The organism is Amycolatopsis sp. NBC_00348 (assembly GCF_036114655.1).
In the GTDB taxonomy this organism is placed as follows: domain Bacteria; phylum Actinomycetota; class Actinomycetes; order Mycobacteriales; family Pseudonocardiaceae; genus Amycolatopsis.
Genome location: NZ_CP107994.1, coordinates 2,579,383 through 2,594,249 on the forward strand (window position 1 = coordinate 2,579,383; position 14,867 = coordinate 2,594,249).

Annotated in this window: 12 protein-coding genes and 1 tRNA gene; 6 read left to right on the forward strand and 7 right to left on the reverse strand. The window is 70.5% G+C overall.

The features are described from left to right. The first annotated feature begins 12 nt into the window (after window positions 1-12). Window positions 13-1,203 carry a tyrosine-type recombinase/integrase gene (locus tag OHS58_RS11645; protein ID WP_328454725.1) on the forward strand — a complete coding sequence of 397 codons (1,191 nt, stop codon included), beginning with the start codon at window positions 13-15 and terminating at the stop codon, window positions 1,201-1,203. 116 nt (window positions 1,204-1,319) lie between these two features. Here OHS58_RS11645 and OHS58_RS11650 read toward each other — a convergent pair. The 5 genes from OHS58_RS11650 to OHS58_RS11670 all read right to left on the reverse strand — a co-directional run bounded on the left by OHS58_RS11650 (window position 1,320) and on the right by OHS58_RS11670 (window position 6,965). Continuing rightward, a tRNA-Pro gene (locus tag OHS58_RS11650) sits at window positions 1,320-1,393 on the reverse strand. Between the two features lie 135 nt (window positions 1,394-1,528). After that, window positions 1,529-2,707 carry an alginate lyase family protein gene (locus OHS58_RS11655; protein ID WP_328648234.1) on the reverse strand — a complete coding sequence of 393 codons (1,179 nt, stop codon included), beginning with the start codon at window positions 2,705-2,707 and terminating at the stop codon, window positions 1,529-1,531. Window positions 2,708-2,894: 187 nt separating this feature from the next. Beyond that, window positions 2,895-5,150 (reverse strand): glycosyl hydrolase family 18 protein, encoded by a 2,256-nt coding sequence (locus OHS58_RS11660; RefSeq protein WP_328648235.1) that lies wholly within the window; start codon window positions 5,148-5,150, stop codon window positions 2,895-2,897. Between the two features lie 121 nt (window positions 5,151-5,271). Beyond that, window positions 5,272-6,051, reverse strand: a complete 780-nt coding sequence (locus OHS58_RS11665; protein WP_328648236.1) for an enoyl-CoA hydratase/isomerase family protein — start codon at window positions 6,049-6,051, stop codon at window positions 5,272-5,274. 2 nt (window positions 6,052-6,053) lie between these two features. After that, window positions 6,054-6,965, reverse strand: a complete 912-nt coding sequence (locus OHS58_RS11670; protein WP_256474818.1) for a PaaX family transcriptional regulator — start codon at window positions 6,963-6,965, stop codon at window positions 6,054-6,056. Between the two features lie 148 nt (window positions 6,966-7,113). Here OHS58_RS11670 and OHS58_RS11675 point away from each other — a divergent pair, with 148 nt between their 5' ends. The 4 genes from OHS58_RS11675 (at window position 7,114) to OHS58_RS11690 (ending at window position 11,757) form a co-directional block, all read left to right on the forward strand. Beyond that, a complete protein-coding gene (locus OHS58_RS11675; protein ID WP_328648237.1) occupies window positions 7,114-8,751 on the forward strand; it encodes an ABC-F family ATP-binding cassette domain-containing protein in 1,638 nt (545 codons plus the stop codon). Further along, window positions 8,748-9,233, forward strand: coding sequence for a GNAT family N-acetyltransferase (locus OHS58_RS11680; protein ID WP_328648238.1), 486 nt, complete (start codon window positions 8,748-8,750; stop codon window positions 9,231-9,233). The genes OHS58_RS11675 and OHS58_RS11680 overlap by 4 nt, the downstream gene beginning before the upstream one ends. A 164-nt stretch (window positions 9,234-9,397) precedes the next feature. Next, window positions 9,398-10,381, forward strand: a complete 984-nt coding sequence (locus OHS58_RS11685) for a hypothetical protein (protein ID WP_326949823.1) — start codon at window positions 9,398-9,400, stop codon at window positions 10,379-10,381. Beyond that, window positions 10,378-11,757 (forward strand): GNAT family N-acetyltransferase, encoded by a 1,380-nt coding sequence (locus tag OHS58_RS11690; RefSeq protein WP_328648239.1) that lies wholly within the window; start codon window positions 10,378-10,380, stop codon window positions 11,755-11,757. The genes OHS58_RS11685 and OHS58_RS11690 overlap by 4 nt, the downstream gene beginning before the upstream one ends. A 168-nt stretch (window positions 11,758-11,925) precedes the next feature. Here the strand turns inward: OHS58_RS11690 and OHS58_RS11695 are convergent, their stop codons facing one another. Next, the gene (locus OHS58_RS11695; protein ID WP_328648240.1) at window positions 11,926-12,870 is read right to left on the reverse strand and encodes a methionyl-tRNA formyltransferase; all 945 of its coding nucleotides are present in this window, start codon (window positions 12,868-12,870) and stop codon (window positions 11,926-11,928) included. Between the two features lie 115 nt (window positions 12,871-12,985). Between OHS58_RS11695 and OHS58_RS11700 the strand changes: the two genes are divergently transcribed. Further along, window positions 12,986-14,305 (forward strand): lysine N(6)-hydroxylase/L-ornithine N(5)-oxygenase family protein, encoded by a 1,320-nt coding sequence (locus OHS58_RS11700; protein WP_328648241.1) that lies wholly within the window; start codon window positions 12,986-12,988, stop codon window positions 14,303-14,305. Here OHS58_RS11700 and OHS58_RS11705 read toward each other — a convergent pair. Beyond that, window positions 14,292-14,777: a DinB family protein gene (locus OHS58_RS11705; RefSeq protein WP_326953133.1), complete on the reverse strand. Its 486-nt coding sequence runs from the start codon at window positions 14,775-14,777 to the stop codon at window positions 14,292-14,294. The genes OHS58_RS11700 and OHS58_RS11705 overlap by 14 nt on opposite strands. Window positions 14,778-14,867 lie beyond the last annotated feature (90 nt).

A 14,867-nucleotide genomic window follows, 5' to 3' on the forward strand; every position in this document is an offset into this window, starting at 1 on the left:
GCTCGTGCGTGGGTGTACGACCGACTGAAGAAGGCGGCGCATCGCGAGGCCGTGACGAAAGCGAAGGCGGCTGGGCGACGACCACCGGCCCGCTGGGAGGTCCGCTACTACGACGTGACCGGCAAGCTCCGGTCCGAGACGGCGCCGAACAAGGACAAGGCAGAGGCGCGCCGGACGGAGCTCGAAGACAGCCTTCGTGGTGGGTCCTATGTGGATCCGAAGTCGTCGAAGGTGACCTTTGCCGAGATGGGGGAGAAGTGGCTCGAAAGCCGCCACGACCTGCGCCAGTCGACGTGGTGGAAGTACCGAGGTCTCCTCGACAACCACGTCAACGTCAAATGGGGCGGCCGGCCGCTCAATGCGATCCACCGCGAAGACGTGGCGCTGTGGGTGGCCGACCTGCTGAAGTCGAAGGACAAGGGCGGGAGTGGTCTCGGGCCCTCGCAGGCTCGGCATGCGTACCGCGTGTTTTCGATGGTGCTCGACTGGTGCGTGCCGCGTCGCATCCTGGTCAACCCGGCGCGCGGGGTCAAGCTGCCGGTGCGTCCGGACGCGGAACACGTCTACCTCACTTACGAACAGGTGGAGACGCTCGCTGACTCTGCTGCCGTCCTCCGCACGAAGTATGACCGACCAACGGCGGGCTCCGAGATCAACCGCGCACTCATCTTGCTGCTGGCCTACACCGGCCTTCGGTGGGGTGAGGCGGCATCGCTGCGGGTCGGGCGCTTGGACCTCGCCAAGCGGCGCATCCGGGTCGCCGTGACGTTCTTCGAGGTCGGTGGGGTGCAGCACGAGGGGCCACCGAAGACCGGGAAGAAGAGAACCGTCTCTTTTCCGGCGTCGCTTGTGCCGGTGCTGCGTCCGCTGGTGACCGGCCGGCAGTCCGACGACCTGCTGTTCACGACAGGGCGGGGTCAGTCGCTGCGGGCGAACAACTGGCGCGTCCGGGAGTTCAACGCGGCACTCAAGGCCGCTGACCTCGGTGTCGCCGGGCTCACCCCGCACAAGCTGCGGCACACTGCGGCCTCCCTCGCCATCGCGGCTGGCGCGGACGTGAAGGTCGTTCAGCAGATGCTCGGGCACGCTGACGCGGCCATGACCCTCAACGTGTACGGGCACCTCTTCCCGGACCGCCTCGATGAGGTAGCGGACGTGCTCGACGCTCGACGTACTCAGGCGCTGGCGAGCATGGCGGCGTGATGATCAGCCCCGGGGCATGTGGGCAGAATGTGGGCAGCCCCGGGGCTGAGTCGCGTCCGGAGCTACCTCGGGAATGAAAAAAGCCACGTCCACCTGCGTGAACGTGGCTGATCCGGTCGGGCTGACAGGATTCGAACCTGCGACCCCTTGACCCCCAGTCAAGTGCGCTACCAAACTGCGCCACAGCCCGGACCCGCACTTCTCAGTGCGTGTGAGTACTCTAGCGCGCCCTCGAAACGGCTCTGTAACCAGGGTGCCTTGCCCGCCTGACCTGCGGAAACCCAAAGATCCAGGGCAAAGCAGAGGCAGGCGGGCAAGGGTCAGGTCACGCTGGGTTGTTCGCGTGGGTCAGCGTCTGCCACGCGACGAACAACGCGTTCGTGCCCGCCGGGCGCTTGCTCTCCGTCAGGGTCTGCGTGTTGGCCATCGCGATGCCCAGGCGGCCGTGCAGCGCGTTGAAGCCCACCTCCGTCACCGGGCCCAGGCCTCGCTTCACGCTGCCGCCGCAGAGCCAGGACGGGACCGCCGTGTCCAGTTCGTACTTCGACTGGAAGCCCAGTGCTTGGCGCAGGCGCTCGCCGACGTCGGTTCCGTAGACGTCCTGGCCCTGGATGCGCAGGGTCTCCGCCACGTCCGCGATCGCCGCTATGCCGTAGCCCGTGTGGACGAAGTCGCGGCATGTCTCCTGTGTGAGGCCGTCCACGAACGTGCCCTGGCCCTGCCAGTAGCCCACGATCTGGTCGCGTGTGGACAGGCCGCTGCCCGGGACCGTCTTCGGCAGGGCGCCGTCGGAAGTGAGGTAGACGTACGCCGCGACGCGGTTGCGGTAGCGGGTTACCGCCTTGTCGTAGTTCGTCTTGTCCTCCAGGAAGACCGAGATGCCCACCGCGGCCTCCATCATGGACAGTTCCCAGTTGCCGTTGCTGTTGCTGCCGTTGATGATTTTGTTCAGGTAGACGTTGCGCAGCATCGTGCCGAACCGGCCCGAGTTCGGCCAGCTCGTGTACGTGTACTTGATGATCTCCGCCGCGCGGGGCCACGACGAGCCCGCCCAGCCCGTCTGCAGGGGCGCGTTGCTGTTGGTGTGGTTGGTGATCGTCGCCGACCACGCGTCCATCAGGGCGATCGCCTTCTGCGCGTAGCGGGCGTCGCCCGAGATGTACCAGATCAGCGCGTCCGTGTACGCCGCGATCGCGTCTTCCCGCTCATCGGTGCAGCCGAGGTTCGGGTCCGAGTACGGGCCGCATTCGACGACCGACCGCGGTTTCGGCGTGCGCGAAAGCGATGCGTACGTGCTCGCTTTGGCTTGGTCGTAAGCGGCTTTCCACGGCTGGGCGCCGGCGTTCACCTGTGCCTTCGCGAAGTCCAGCTGCGGCCGGCTGACCAGCACACCCGGGTGGGTGAACGTGGCCGGCGCCGCGGGTGCCGGGGTGGCGACCAGGCCCAGTGCGAGCGGGACGGCGGCGGCGAGCGTGACGACTTTCCTCCAGCGGGATGCGGACATGGCTCTCCTCGGGACGACGATGTGAGGTGGATCACCAGCGCGCTGTCCCGACAGTTTTATGGTCCAGACCACCGTCAGTCAAGAGCGGGCAATGCCTTTCTTCGTGTCGTGAAGGAAAGAAAGAGCGAAATGTTCAGCCCGCTGAACGGAAGACGATTTCCGTTCAGCGGGCTGAATAGCCGTTCCGTTAACCGAGACCCGCGCTGACCGCGTTCATCAGCGCCCCGGTGTCACCCGACATCTCCCACGCCATCACGCCGAGCAGGCCGCGGGACTTGAGCCAGGTGGTCTTCAGCCCGATCGACCACGCGTCGTCGAACGTCCACCACTGGCCGCCGTTGCCCGTGTAGCAGGACGTCGCGACGGCCGCTGTGTCGTGGTAGACCGTGCACCCGGGGACGCTCGCGAGGAGGTTCGAATACCCGCGCGTGCCGGCCTCCTCGGGGAACTGCCCCGGCGCCGCGCCGGTCGCCGACTGCCACTCGCCGTTCTTCCCGCCCGCGGCGACGCCCTGCCAGCCGCGGCCGTAGAAGGCCAAGCCGAGCGTCAGCCGCCGTGGATCGACGCCCGCGTTCGTGTACGCGTTGATCGCCGCCTCGGCGCTGAAGTGGAAGTTGTACGGGTCGTCCGCGTCGGCGTACAGGTTGCCCTGGTGGCCGGTGCGGTTCGGCTCCCACGAGTTGTCGCTGCCCGACCCGTGGAAGTCGTACCCCTGCACGTTCGCGACGTCGAGGTAGCCGAAGATCTTCGACAGGTCCCACCCGGCCGCGACCTTGGCCGGGTCCGCCGGGGTGAAGGCCTGCAGCTGGTACCGCTTGCCGGTGGTCGCGCCGTACGCGTCGAGCTGCGTGCGGAACTCGGCCATCAACGCGGTCAGGTTGTTCTTGTCGTTCGGGCTCCAGTGGTTGCCGGGGTGGCCGTCGGCGCTGGCGGGCCACTCCCAGTCGATGTCGATGCCGTCGAAGAGCCCGGCCGCGGTGCCCGGGCCGCCGGCGCCGCCGTAGGACGCCAGGTTGCCCTTGATCCAGGTGTCGACGCACGACGAGACGAACTTCTTGCGCGACGCGTCGGTGGCCGCGACGTCGGAGAAGTACTTCGAGTACGTCCAGCCGCCCAGGGAGACCAGCACCTTCAGGTTCGGGTGCTTCGCCTTGAGCTTCTTGAGCTGGTTGAAGTTGCCGCGCAACGCTTCCCAGCCGGTGTCGGCCACGCCGTCGACCGACTGGGCCGCCGCGAACGGCCGTGAGTAGTCGGCCTCGGCGTCACCGGCGCCGTCGCCCTGGCTCGGGTCCTGCGGGTTCGCCGTGGTGCCCTTCGTGACGCCGGAGAGGCAGGTCAGGTTCACCGGGTCGATGTTCTCGAACGCGTACAGCAGGTGCGTCAGCTTCGCGGCCGCGCCGGTCGTCTCGAGGTTCTTGACGAAGTACTGGCGCCCGTAGATGCCCCACTGCACGAAGTAGCCGACCTTCGCGTAGCCCGAGACGATGTCGCCGGTCTTCGCGGTGACGGCGGCGCTCGGCGCCGACACGTTGTCGTAGCCGTCCCGGGCGCGCACCGTGAACGTGTACGAAGTGGACGGTGACAGGCCGGTGACGACGGCGGCGGTCGTGGTGACCGTCGTCGCCAGGGTGCTCCCGCGGTAGACGTCGTAGCTGACGACGCCGGTGTTGTCGGTGGACGCGGTCCACGTGAGCGACACCGAAGCCGCGTCGGCCGACGTCGACCGCAGACCGCTGGGCACCGTGGGTGCCTGCGTGTCGTTGGCCGGGTTGTTGGTGGTGACGGCCAGCGCCGCACTCGCCGGCGACGCCGTGCCCTTGGCGTCCTTGGCCTTCACGGTGAACGAGTACGCCGTGTTCGGCGTCAGCCCGCTGATCGTGGCGCTGGTGCCGGTGACGGACGTGGCGAGCGTCCCGTCCCGGTAGACGTCGTAGCCGGTGACCGGCAGCGAGCCGGCCGTCGACGCGTTCCAGGCCACCGCGGCCGTGGTCGTCGTCTTCGCGACCAGCCGCAAGTTCGCGGGCGCGCCGGGTGGCGTGTCCGGTGACCCGTCGCAGTTGGCGTTGTCGACGCGGCACTGAGTCGGGGTCGCGGCCGCGCTGAGCCGGAACGTCGGGTTGTACGGGTAGGTGCTGCGGCCCGGCGCCAGCGTCGCGATGTAGTACGCCGGGGTCAGCGTGACCTGGGTGCCGTTCTGGGTCACCGTGGCGTTGTCGCCGGTGCTGGCGGTGACGCCGGCGGGCAGCGTGAAGGTGATCGCCCAGTTGCTGACCGAGGCGGTTCCGGCGTTGGTGACGGTGTAGGTGCCGGTCGTGCCGCTCAGGGCGAGTGCGGCGGTCAGCGAACCGGCCGCGGCGGCGGGCGGGGCCAGCGCCGCGACGCCGCCTGCTGCTATCAGCAGTGCGGCGAGCGCGGAGCGTAGTCGTGCGGGCGTGCGTCTCATGGCGGTTCTCCAAGCGACACGAAGCAGACGAATGTGGTGGTCTAGACCAAATTCGAATGTAGCCCGGAGCGGGACGATCCGCGCACGCCCGAACGGCGGAAACCGTTGTCCGAACGGACTGTTAACGTCCGGAGAACGTCGCCTTGCCCGGGCCGTCCGCGAGGAACGACTTCACGGCGCCCCGGAGGTCCTCGGTCTCGAACAGCTCCGCCGCGATCGTCGTGATGTGCGCGTTGGCCTCCGGGACGCCGCCCGCGGCGAAGTGGTCCAGGACGCGCTTGGTCGCCGCGTGGGCGCGGGTCGGGCCGTCGGCCAGCCGCTGGGCGAACGCGCGGGCCGCGGCGTCGAAGCCCTCGTCCGGCAGGACGCGGTTGACGACGTTCCAGCGCTCCATCGTCGCCGCGTCGTAGGTGTCGCCGGTCATCACGAACTCCTTGGCGCGCCCGACGCCCGCCCGCGCGGCGAGCCGTTGGGTGCCGCCCATGGTCGGCGTCAGCCCGACGACCTTCTCGACCAGCCCGAACTTCGCGCGCGAGGCGGCCAGGATGAGGTCGCAGGCCACCGCGACCTCGAACGCCCAGGTCAGGCACAGGCCGTGGGCGGCGAACACGGTGGGGAACGGCAGCGCGGCGATCCGGTCCGGCACCGCGAGCATCTCGTCGAACAGCACCTTCGCCTCGGCGGGCGAGCCCTGGGCGTCGAACAGCGAGACGTCCACGCCGCCGCTGACGATCTTGCCCTCGGCGCGGATCAGCAGCGCCCGGGCGGGGGTGTCCTCCAGCGAGCCGATGGCGGCGGCGAGGTCGGCCTGCAGGGAAGCCGTGTAGAGGTTCAACGGCGGCGCGTCGATGGTCAGGACGGCGAGCCCGCCGTCACGGTCGAGGCGGACCTGGTCAGTCATGCTCACCCTGCTTCTTCGGCTTCGACGATGTCGTCCCAATACTGCTGGGCGTCGGGGCGCCAGTCGACGTGTATGTGATGGAACAGCTCCCCGGCTTTCGTCCCGCTCCACTTCGCCGGCAGGAGCTCGGCGGGCAGCTGCGGGTCGAGGAACGGGAACCGCCGCCACTCGTGCACGAGCTCGGTCTGCGCCCGCAGCACCGCGCGGCCGCCGGTCGGGTTCAGGCCGGTGAAGCGGTCGATGAAGTCCTCGTAGCGGTCCTTCAGCTCGGTGAGGTCCCACGATCGGGCGACCATCGTCTCCTGCTCGCCGACCTCGCCGTAGGTCGACGTGAACGACATGGCCTGCGCTTCGAGACCCAGGTCGGTGACGATCTGCTGGGCCTCGCGCTGGCGGCTCAGGTCCGGGCTGACCCAGACGCCGGCGACCGGCGAGCCGAAGCCCGCCCAGGTCAGGCGCGTGCGCAGCCGGTGGCGCAGGTCGCGCTTGGCCTCCGGCACGGACACGATCAGCATCAGCCACTGCCCGTTCCACGGGCGGGCCTCGCGGCCGAACGCGTAGATCCGGTCGGCGCCCTCGGTCAGCAGCCGGCGCCCCGGCGGCGTCAGCGACCACCGCACCCGGCGGCCGACGCGCTCGGAGACGACCCAGCCCTCGGCGGCGGAGCGGGCCAGCGCCTGCCGCGCAGACTTCTCCTCGATGTCGAGGATCCCGAGGACCTCGACCAGCATCGACGTCCAGACCGGCTTGTCGCGGGGGAGCGCGTACTCGCCGAGCACGGTCATCAGGAGCGAACGCGCGCTCGCGTGGCTCACCTCGCGACGGCGGCTGACCGTCGGCCGTGGCGCCGACGCGCGGCCTTCCCTCGCCTTCGGCCTTCGGCCGAGGGTGACCGGGGAAGCGGGCTCGCCCATTCTGTGTTCACCGACCTCACTGCTGCGGGGTATCGACAACCGAACAGGTTACCCACACTGAGTGATCAAAGCGCCACCGGACACACACAGGCGGTGTCATTGACCTTGATCTGACAGTTCACCACGTGCCCGTAGACTCGGCTACCTCATGAGCGCAACTCTCGTCGCGAAGGACCTGGCCGCGGGCCACGGCGATCGCACCCTCTTCTCCGGTCTGGACCTGGTCGTCGCGCCCGGCGACGTCGTCGGCCTGGTCGGCGTCAACGGCGCCGGCAAGTCGACGCTGCTGCGGACCCTGGCCGGCCTGGCCCGCCCGGACGACGGCGAGGTGCGGCTGAACCCGCCGACCGCCACCGTCGGGCACCTGCCGCAGGAGCCCGAACGCCGCGAAGGCGAGTCGGTGCGGGCGTTCCTGGCGCGCCGCACCGGCGTCTCGGCGGCGCAAGCGGACCTCGACGTGGCCACCGAGGCGCTCACCGCGGGCGAGGACGGCTCGGACGACCAGTACGCGACCGCGCTCGACCGGTGGCTCGCCCTCGGCGGCGCCGACCTCGACGACCGCGCCGCGGAGGTGGCCGCCGACCTCGGGCTGGCCATCGACCTGGACCAGCTGATGACGTCGCTCTCCGGTGGCCAGGCCGCGCGCGCCGGGCTGGCGTCGCTGCTGCTGAGCCGCTACGACGTCTTCCTGCTCGACGAGCCGACCAACGACCTCGACCTGGACGGCCTCGCCCGGCTGGAGCGGTTCGTCACCGGCCTGCGCTCGGCCACTGTGCTGGTCAGCCACGACCGCGAGTTCCTGGCCCGCACGGTCGACCGCGTCGTCGAGCTGGACCTGGCGCAGCAGCAGGTCAACACCTACGGCGGCGGGTACGACGCCTACCTGGAGGAGCGCGAGGTCGCGCGGCGGCACGCCCGCGAGGACTACGACGAGTTCGCCGGCACGAAGGCCGCGCTCGAGGCCCGCGGGCGGATGCAGCGGGGCTGGATGGAGAAGGGCGTCAAGAACGCCCGCCGGAAGGCGCCCGACAACGACAAGATCGGCCGCAAGTTCCGCAGCGAGGCCACGGAGAAGCAGGCGTCGAAGGCGCGGCAGACCGAGCGGATGATCGAGCGCCTGGACGTCGTCGACGAGCCGCGCAAGGAGTGGGAGCTGCGGATGGAGATCGCCGCGGCCCCGCGGGCGGGCGCGGTGGTCGCGACCCTGCGCGGCGCGGTCGTCCGCCGGGGCGGGTTCACCCTCGGGCCGGTCGACCTGCAGGTGGACTGGGCGGACAAGGTCGCCATCACCGGCGCGAACGGCGCCGGGAAGTCGACGCTGCTGGCGCTGATGCTCGGCCGGCTGTCCCCGGACGAAGGCGATGCGGCGCTCGGCTCGGGCGTCGTGGTCGGCGAGGTCGACCAGGCGCGCAAGCTGTTCCTCGGCGACGGCCCGCTCGCGGACGCCTTCGCGCGTGAAGTGCCGGAGCTGCCCGACGCCGACGTCCGGACGTTGCTGGCGAAGTTCGGGCTCAAGGCCGCGCACGTGCTGCGGTCCGCCGCGACGCTGTCGCCGGGGGAGCGCACCCGCGCGGCGCTGGCGCTGCTGCAGGCCCGCGGCGTCAACCTGCTGGTGCTCGACGAGCCGACCAACCACCTGGACCTGCCCGCGATCGAGCAGCTCGAGGCGGCCCTGGACCGCTACCCGGGCACGCTGCTGCTGGTGACGCACGACCGCCGGATGCTCGACGCCGTGCACGTCACCCGCCGCTTCGAGGTGACCGGCGGCAAGGTCCGCGAGCTGTGAACCTCCGCGAGGCGACTCGCGACGACGCCGGCTTCCTGACCGACATGCTCGTGGCGGCCGTCAACTGGTCGCCGGAGTGGAAGAAGAAGAGCCGCCGCCGGGTGTTGCTGGCCCCCGACACCGCGCACTACGTCGCCGGGTGGCCGCGGCCGGACGACCTGGGCGTGGTCGCCGAGGCGGACGGCGAACGCGTCGGCGCGGCGTGGCTGCGGTTCTTCACGGCCGACGACCCGGGGTACGGGTTCGTCGCCGCCGACGCCCCGGAGTTGTCGATCGGCGTGGTGGCCGCCTGGCGCGGCCGGGGTGTCGGCCGCGCGCTCCTGCGGGCCGCCGAGGACCGGGCCCGCACGGCGGGCGTCGAGCGGATCAGCCTCAGCGTCGAGCGGAAGAACTTCGCCCGGCGGCTGTACCTCGCGGAGGGCTACGAAGTCGTGGGAGCGGGTTCCGCGGACGCCGACACCATGGTCAAGATCCTCGGTTGATCCAGTACCGACAGCCGATGTAACGGTGCCCAGTACGCCGCCGACCTACCACCCGTTCGGCGAGCGAGCGGATGGGCGGAGACATGGCGGTCAATCGGGGCGGCGTTTCGGACACCGAGTCCCTGTGGCATATATCGGGCAAGCTCGGCCCCCTTTCGATCGGCGTGGGGATCCCTTACCGGCCAGGGCTGATCGCCGACATCATCCGGGCCGAGATCGCGGACCCGCTGACCTTGCTGCTGCAGAAGGTGCTCCACACGACCGACTTCGTCGGCGGTACACCGTCGTCGGTGCCTCGCCGGGACCGGCTGCCCAAAGTGCTGGACGTCGACCAGCTCCGGGCCCGGCTCGGTCCGTCGTCCCGGCCGCCGCGGCACCCCGAGCCGGTGCGCGTCACCGGCGTGTTCTCGCCCGCCGTGCTGCTCAACGCCGGCTGGTGGGAACGCGCCAGGGGCGGCTCGGATCCGGTGCACGGCAACGGAATCCAGCAGTGGACCTACGCGGGGTTCGAGGAGTGGGCGCCGTCGTGGGACTTCACGAGCGAGGACGGGCCGGACCGGTCCCGGTTCTTCCTGGGCCAGCTCGGCCGGGGCGACGAGGCGAACTCGATCCTCGTGGCCGCGGTCGGTGAGAAGGGCCGGGCCATCCGCAGCGGGATCATGCCGATGTTCCGGGAACGCGGGGTCGGCGCGCTCAAGGCCGAGGTCACCGCGCTGCTCTGCCACCGGTCCCACCTGATGACGCGCAACCCGGCGCTGGGCGCCGCGGCCGAGCGGTGGCAGGGCGAGTTCGACTACTGCCTGCTGCTGGATTCCGAGCAGCACCGGCTCGACCCGCTGCTCGAGATCCCGGACTACTACTCCGCCTACGTCTGGCAGTGCTGGTGGGCCACCGACGACGCCCCGGAGGACCAGCCGCCACGGCTGGGCGACTGCTACCTGCTGTGGGAGCACACGGACCTGACCAACGTCGACGCGATCGGGTACAACCTCGACAGCCTGGCGCACAAGGCCGCGTACGTCAGCGAGCGCCACGGCAAGCTCGAACTGCTGCAGAAGTCCGGCTTCCTCGTTCCCGGGGAACCGGCGCTCGGCTCGCGGGACTTCCAGCGGCTGCTCGGCACGATCAGCGGAGACAGCCGGCAGTGATCACCTTCCGCGAGCTCACCGGCGCCCCGGACGACCTCTCCGTGCTGGCCGGGTTCCACGGGACCCTTTACGTCAGCTTGTTCCCCGATCCGGACGAACGCGAGTCGCTGGAGAACATGGCCGGCTACCTGCGGCTGAAGGGACACGGCTGGTACGGCGAGAACAACTACCACATCGTCCTCGCCTTCGACGGCGAGCTGCTGGCCGGCGCGGTGATCGCGGACTACCTGGCCGAACCCGCCACGGGGGTGATCGAGTACCTGCTCGTTTCGCCCGACGTGCGCGGCCGGGGCGTCGGCCGGGCCCTGATGGATCACATCGAAGCGGTCTTGGCCGCCGACGCCGCCGGCGGCGGGCGCGAACTCGCCGGCGTAGTGGCCGAGATGAACGATCCCCGGGCGGTGTCGGCACTCGCCGACAACCTCGACCCGGTCGCGCGGGCGCTGATCTGGCACCGGTACGGCTACGCCGGCCTCGACTTCCCTTACCGGCAGCCCGCTCTGTCGCCGGGGCAAGCTCCGGTGACCGGGCTGATCCTGATCTGCAAACCGCTGTCGGCGGCCTGGCGGGATCGCGTCCCGGCCGCCGCGATCACCCTCGTCGTCCGGGAATACCTGCGGCTGGCCATGCGGATCGACCGTCCCGAGGACTCGCCCGAGTACCGGCGCATGGCCGCGCACCTGAGCGCGCGGGACGACGTCGGCCGGCTGCCGCTGGACCGCTACACCGGTCGCGAGGCCGCCCGGCCGCTCGACGTCCACGCGGTGACCGGCCCGGACGACCGGGACTTCGCCGGCACCCTGGCGGTCTACCAGGGTGCGTTCCCGCCCGGCCCCACCGCCGTCGGCGAGGACGAGTTCCGGCACGCGGTCGCCGAGCAGGACTACCACCTGTGGGCGTTGCGCGCGGCCCCGGCCGACCCGGAGCCGTCGGGGATGGCGTCGTTCCACACGCTGACCGCGGCCGCGCTGCTGGGCTACGTCACGTTCGCGGCCCCCCTCCGCGGTTCGGGCCGGTTCCCGGCGCTCGTCGCCCGGCTCGAACAGCGGCTGCTCGCCGACCGGCCCGAGATCCGCGGCTGGTACGCCGAACTCGGCCCCGGCACCGACTGCGCCCCGTTCCTCCGCGTCGGCTGCCGCGAACTGGCCGTCGACTACCGGCAGCCCGCCCTCGGCCCGGGCGAGGACGTGCCGTGCCGCCTGTTCTTCAAGCCCCCCGGCCGGATCTACGGGCCACCGGAGCTGTCCGGGCCCGACCTGCTGACCGACCTCGCCGAGGTGCTGGCGGCCGTGTACGGCGTGGCCGCGCCGCGGGAACACCCCGTTCACCGCCGGATCGCGGGGACTCTGACCGACGGCGTTGTGCCGCTGCGCTAGTCCTTTGCCGCGCCGCCGGTCGCTGTCGGCGAATCCAGCCTCCGCGGTCTGCCACGGCCCTCGTGAGTGTTTAGGGCGGTTAGAACCGCCCTAAACACTCACGACCAGCCGCGGCAGACCGCTCACCGGCGCCTCGCCACGGATCCGCCAACAGCACCACTCGGCGTCTCAGGGGCGGTCGGTCAGGTAGCCGCCCATGGTCGTGAAGTAGTCGGCCGCCGGGAGTTCCGTGCCGTCCGCCGTGCGGACTCGTTCCACCAGCAGGCCGGGGGACCGGCCGCGGCGGGCTTCCGGGCCCGCCACGATCACCACGCCGTCGGCTTCCTTGATGAAGATGCGGCCCGGTGTGCCGCCGTAGTGGCCCTGCGAGACCGACGCCTTCGTGATGCGCAGCTCCTGGCCGCGGTGGTAGGCGAACGCGTTCGGGTACGGGTCGGACTGGGCGCGCACCAGGCGCTCGATGTCCTCGACCGGCCACGTCCAGTCGATGAGACTGTCGCGCGCGGCGCGCTTGTGGAAGAAGCTGGCCTTCGACCGGTCCTGCGGCACCGGCGTGTAGCCGGTCTCGATGAGCTGGATCGCCTCGGCCGTGATCGGCGCGATGAGGTCGACCGTGCGGTGGAACAGGTCCGTCGTCGTGTCGGCCGGGCCGACCGGGATCGCGCGCTGCAGGACGATGTCGCCCGCGTCCAGCTCGCCGTCCATCATGTGGGCGGTGACGCCGACCTCGGGCTCGCCGTTGACCAGCGCCCAGATCAGCGGGGAGAACCCGGCGTAGGACGGCAGCAGCGAGTCGTGGATGTTGAGGGTGCCGTGGCGCGGCAGGTCGAAGATCTCCGGCGGCAGCCACGTGCGCCAGTTGTTCGCCACGATCAGGTCGAGCTCGGCCGTCTTCAGCTCGGCCAGCAGCTCGTCGTCGTCCGGGCGGTTGCGCAGCAGGACGCGGATGCCGTTCGCCTCGGCGAGATCGGCGACGGAGTCGGCCCAGATCCGCTCGTACGCGTGGTCGCTCTTCGGGTGGGTGACCACCAGCGCGACCTCGTGGCCCGCGTCGATGAGCGCTTGGAGGGTCCGGTGCCCCCAGGTCTGGTAGCCGAACATCGCCACGCGCATTCGAGAATGCCTTTCCGTAGTCGGGGGACGAACATCACCACGAACGTACTAGGCGAGGCTCGCCTAAGTTAGGTTAGGGTTCCCTGAACGTTACCGGAGTGTGCGAGGGAGCGACATGACTGCAGAGGCCGGCGAACAGGTCCCGATCTACGACGTCGTCGGGGTGGGTTTCGGACCTTCGAACCTGGCCCTCGCGATCGCGCTGGCCGAGCACAACGCCGGCGCGGGGAAGCCGGTGACCGCGCACTTCCTGGAGCGGCAACCCCGCTTCGGCTGGCACCGCGGGATGCTGATCGACACCGCGACGATGCAGGTCTCGTTCCTCAAGGACCTGGTCACCATGCGGAACCCGACCAGCGAGTTCAGCTTCCTCAACTACCTGCACGCCGCCGGGCGGCTGGTGGACTTCATCAACCACAAGAACCTGTTCCCGCTGCGGGTCGAGTTCCACGACTACTTCGAGTGGGCGGCGGCGAAGGTCGACGACGTCGTCTCGTACGGCACCGAAGTCGTGTCCGTGAAGCCGGTCTACGACGGTGCGGAGGTCGAGTTCTTCGACGTCCAGATCTCCGACGGCACGTCGCTGCGGGCCCGGAACCTGGTCATGGGCACCGGGTTGCGGGCGCAGCTGCCCGAAGGCGTCACCGCGGGCGAGCGGATCTGGCACAACAGCGAGCTGCTCTTCCGCGTCGAACGCCTGCGCGGCACCGAGCCGAAGCGGTTCGTCGTGGTCGGCGCCGGGCAGAGCGCCGCCGAAGTCGCGGCCCTGCTGCACGACGAGTTCCCGCACACCGAGATCTGCGCGGTGTTCGCGCGCTACGGCTACAGCCCGGCCGACGACAGCTCGTTCGCCAACCGGATCTTCGACCCGGAGGCCGTCGACCAGTTCTACGGCGCGGGTGAGCCGGTCAAGGACCGCCTGATGCGCTACCACGGCGCGACGAACTACTCCGCCGTCGACGTCGAGCTGATCGACGAGCTCTACCGCCGCGTCTACCGCGAGAAGGTGCTGGGCGTGGAGCGGCTGCGGCTGTTCAACGTCTCCCGCCCGGTCGAGGTGACCGACACCGGCGCGGCCGTCTCGGCGACGGTCGAGTCGCTCACGACGGGCGAGCGCACGGTGCTGGCGGCCGACGCCGTCGTCTACGCGACCGGCTACCGCCCCGCCGACCCGACGCCGCTGCTCGGCGAGCTGGGTCCGCAGTGCGCGCGGGACGATGAGGGCCGGCTGCGCGTCGAGCGCGACTACCGGATCACCACGGAACCCGCCCTGCGCGGCGGCATCTACCTGCAGGGCGGGACCGAGCACACGCACGGCATCACGTCGTCGCTGCTGTCCAACACCGCGGTGCGGGTGGGCGAGATCCTGCAGTCCATTGTGGACCGCCGGGTGGTCGCTGCGCCGGAGGGGGAGTACGCGGTCAGCGCGCGGTGAGCTGCTCCCGGAGGATGTCGCCGTGCCCGGCGTGGCGGGCGAAGTCCTCGATCAGCAGCAGGTAGACGAACCGGAGGTTGACCTCGCCGAGGACGTCGTGGGTCCAGGTGTCGTCGAGGTCGAAGCGGGCCGCGATCTCGCGTGAGCGTGCGGCGGCCCGCTCGAACTCGGCGATCACGTCGTCGAGGGTTTCGCTGTCGGCGACGACGAAACTGGCGTCGCCGGGGGTCGTGGGCCCGTCGCAGCCGGCCTCGTCGAGGCCCAGCAGCAGGAGCTGGAACCAGCGGCGTTCGGCCATCGCGGCGTGCTTGACGAGGCCGATCGGCGTGGTCGACGACGCGACGAGCCGCGTCCGGACGTCGGTGTCGGACAGGCCGCGCGCGGTGTCGGCGACCGCGCGGCGGTTGCGGTCCATCGTCGCCTCCAGCAGGAGACGCTCGGATCCGGTGGTGATTTCGGGCAGCACGAACATGGCTCTGCTTCCTGGAGGGGAGTGGCCGGACGGTCCTCGGGGACGTGACGTCCGGAACCGAGGAGGGGCCAGAACACGCCGAGGCTAGCG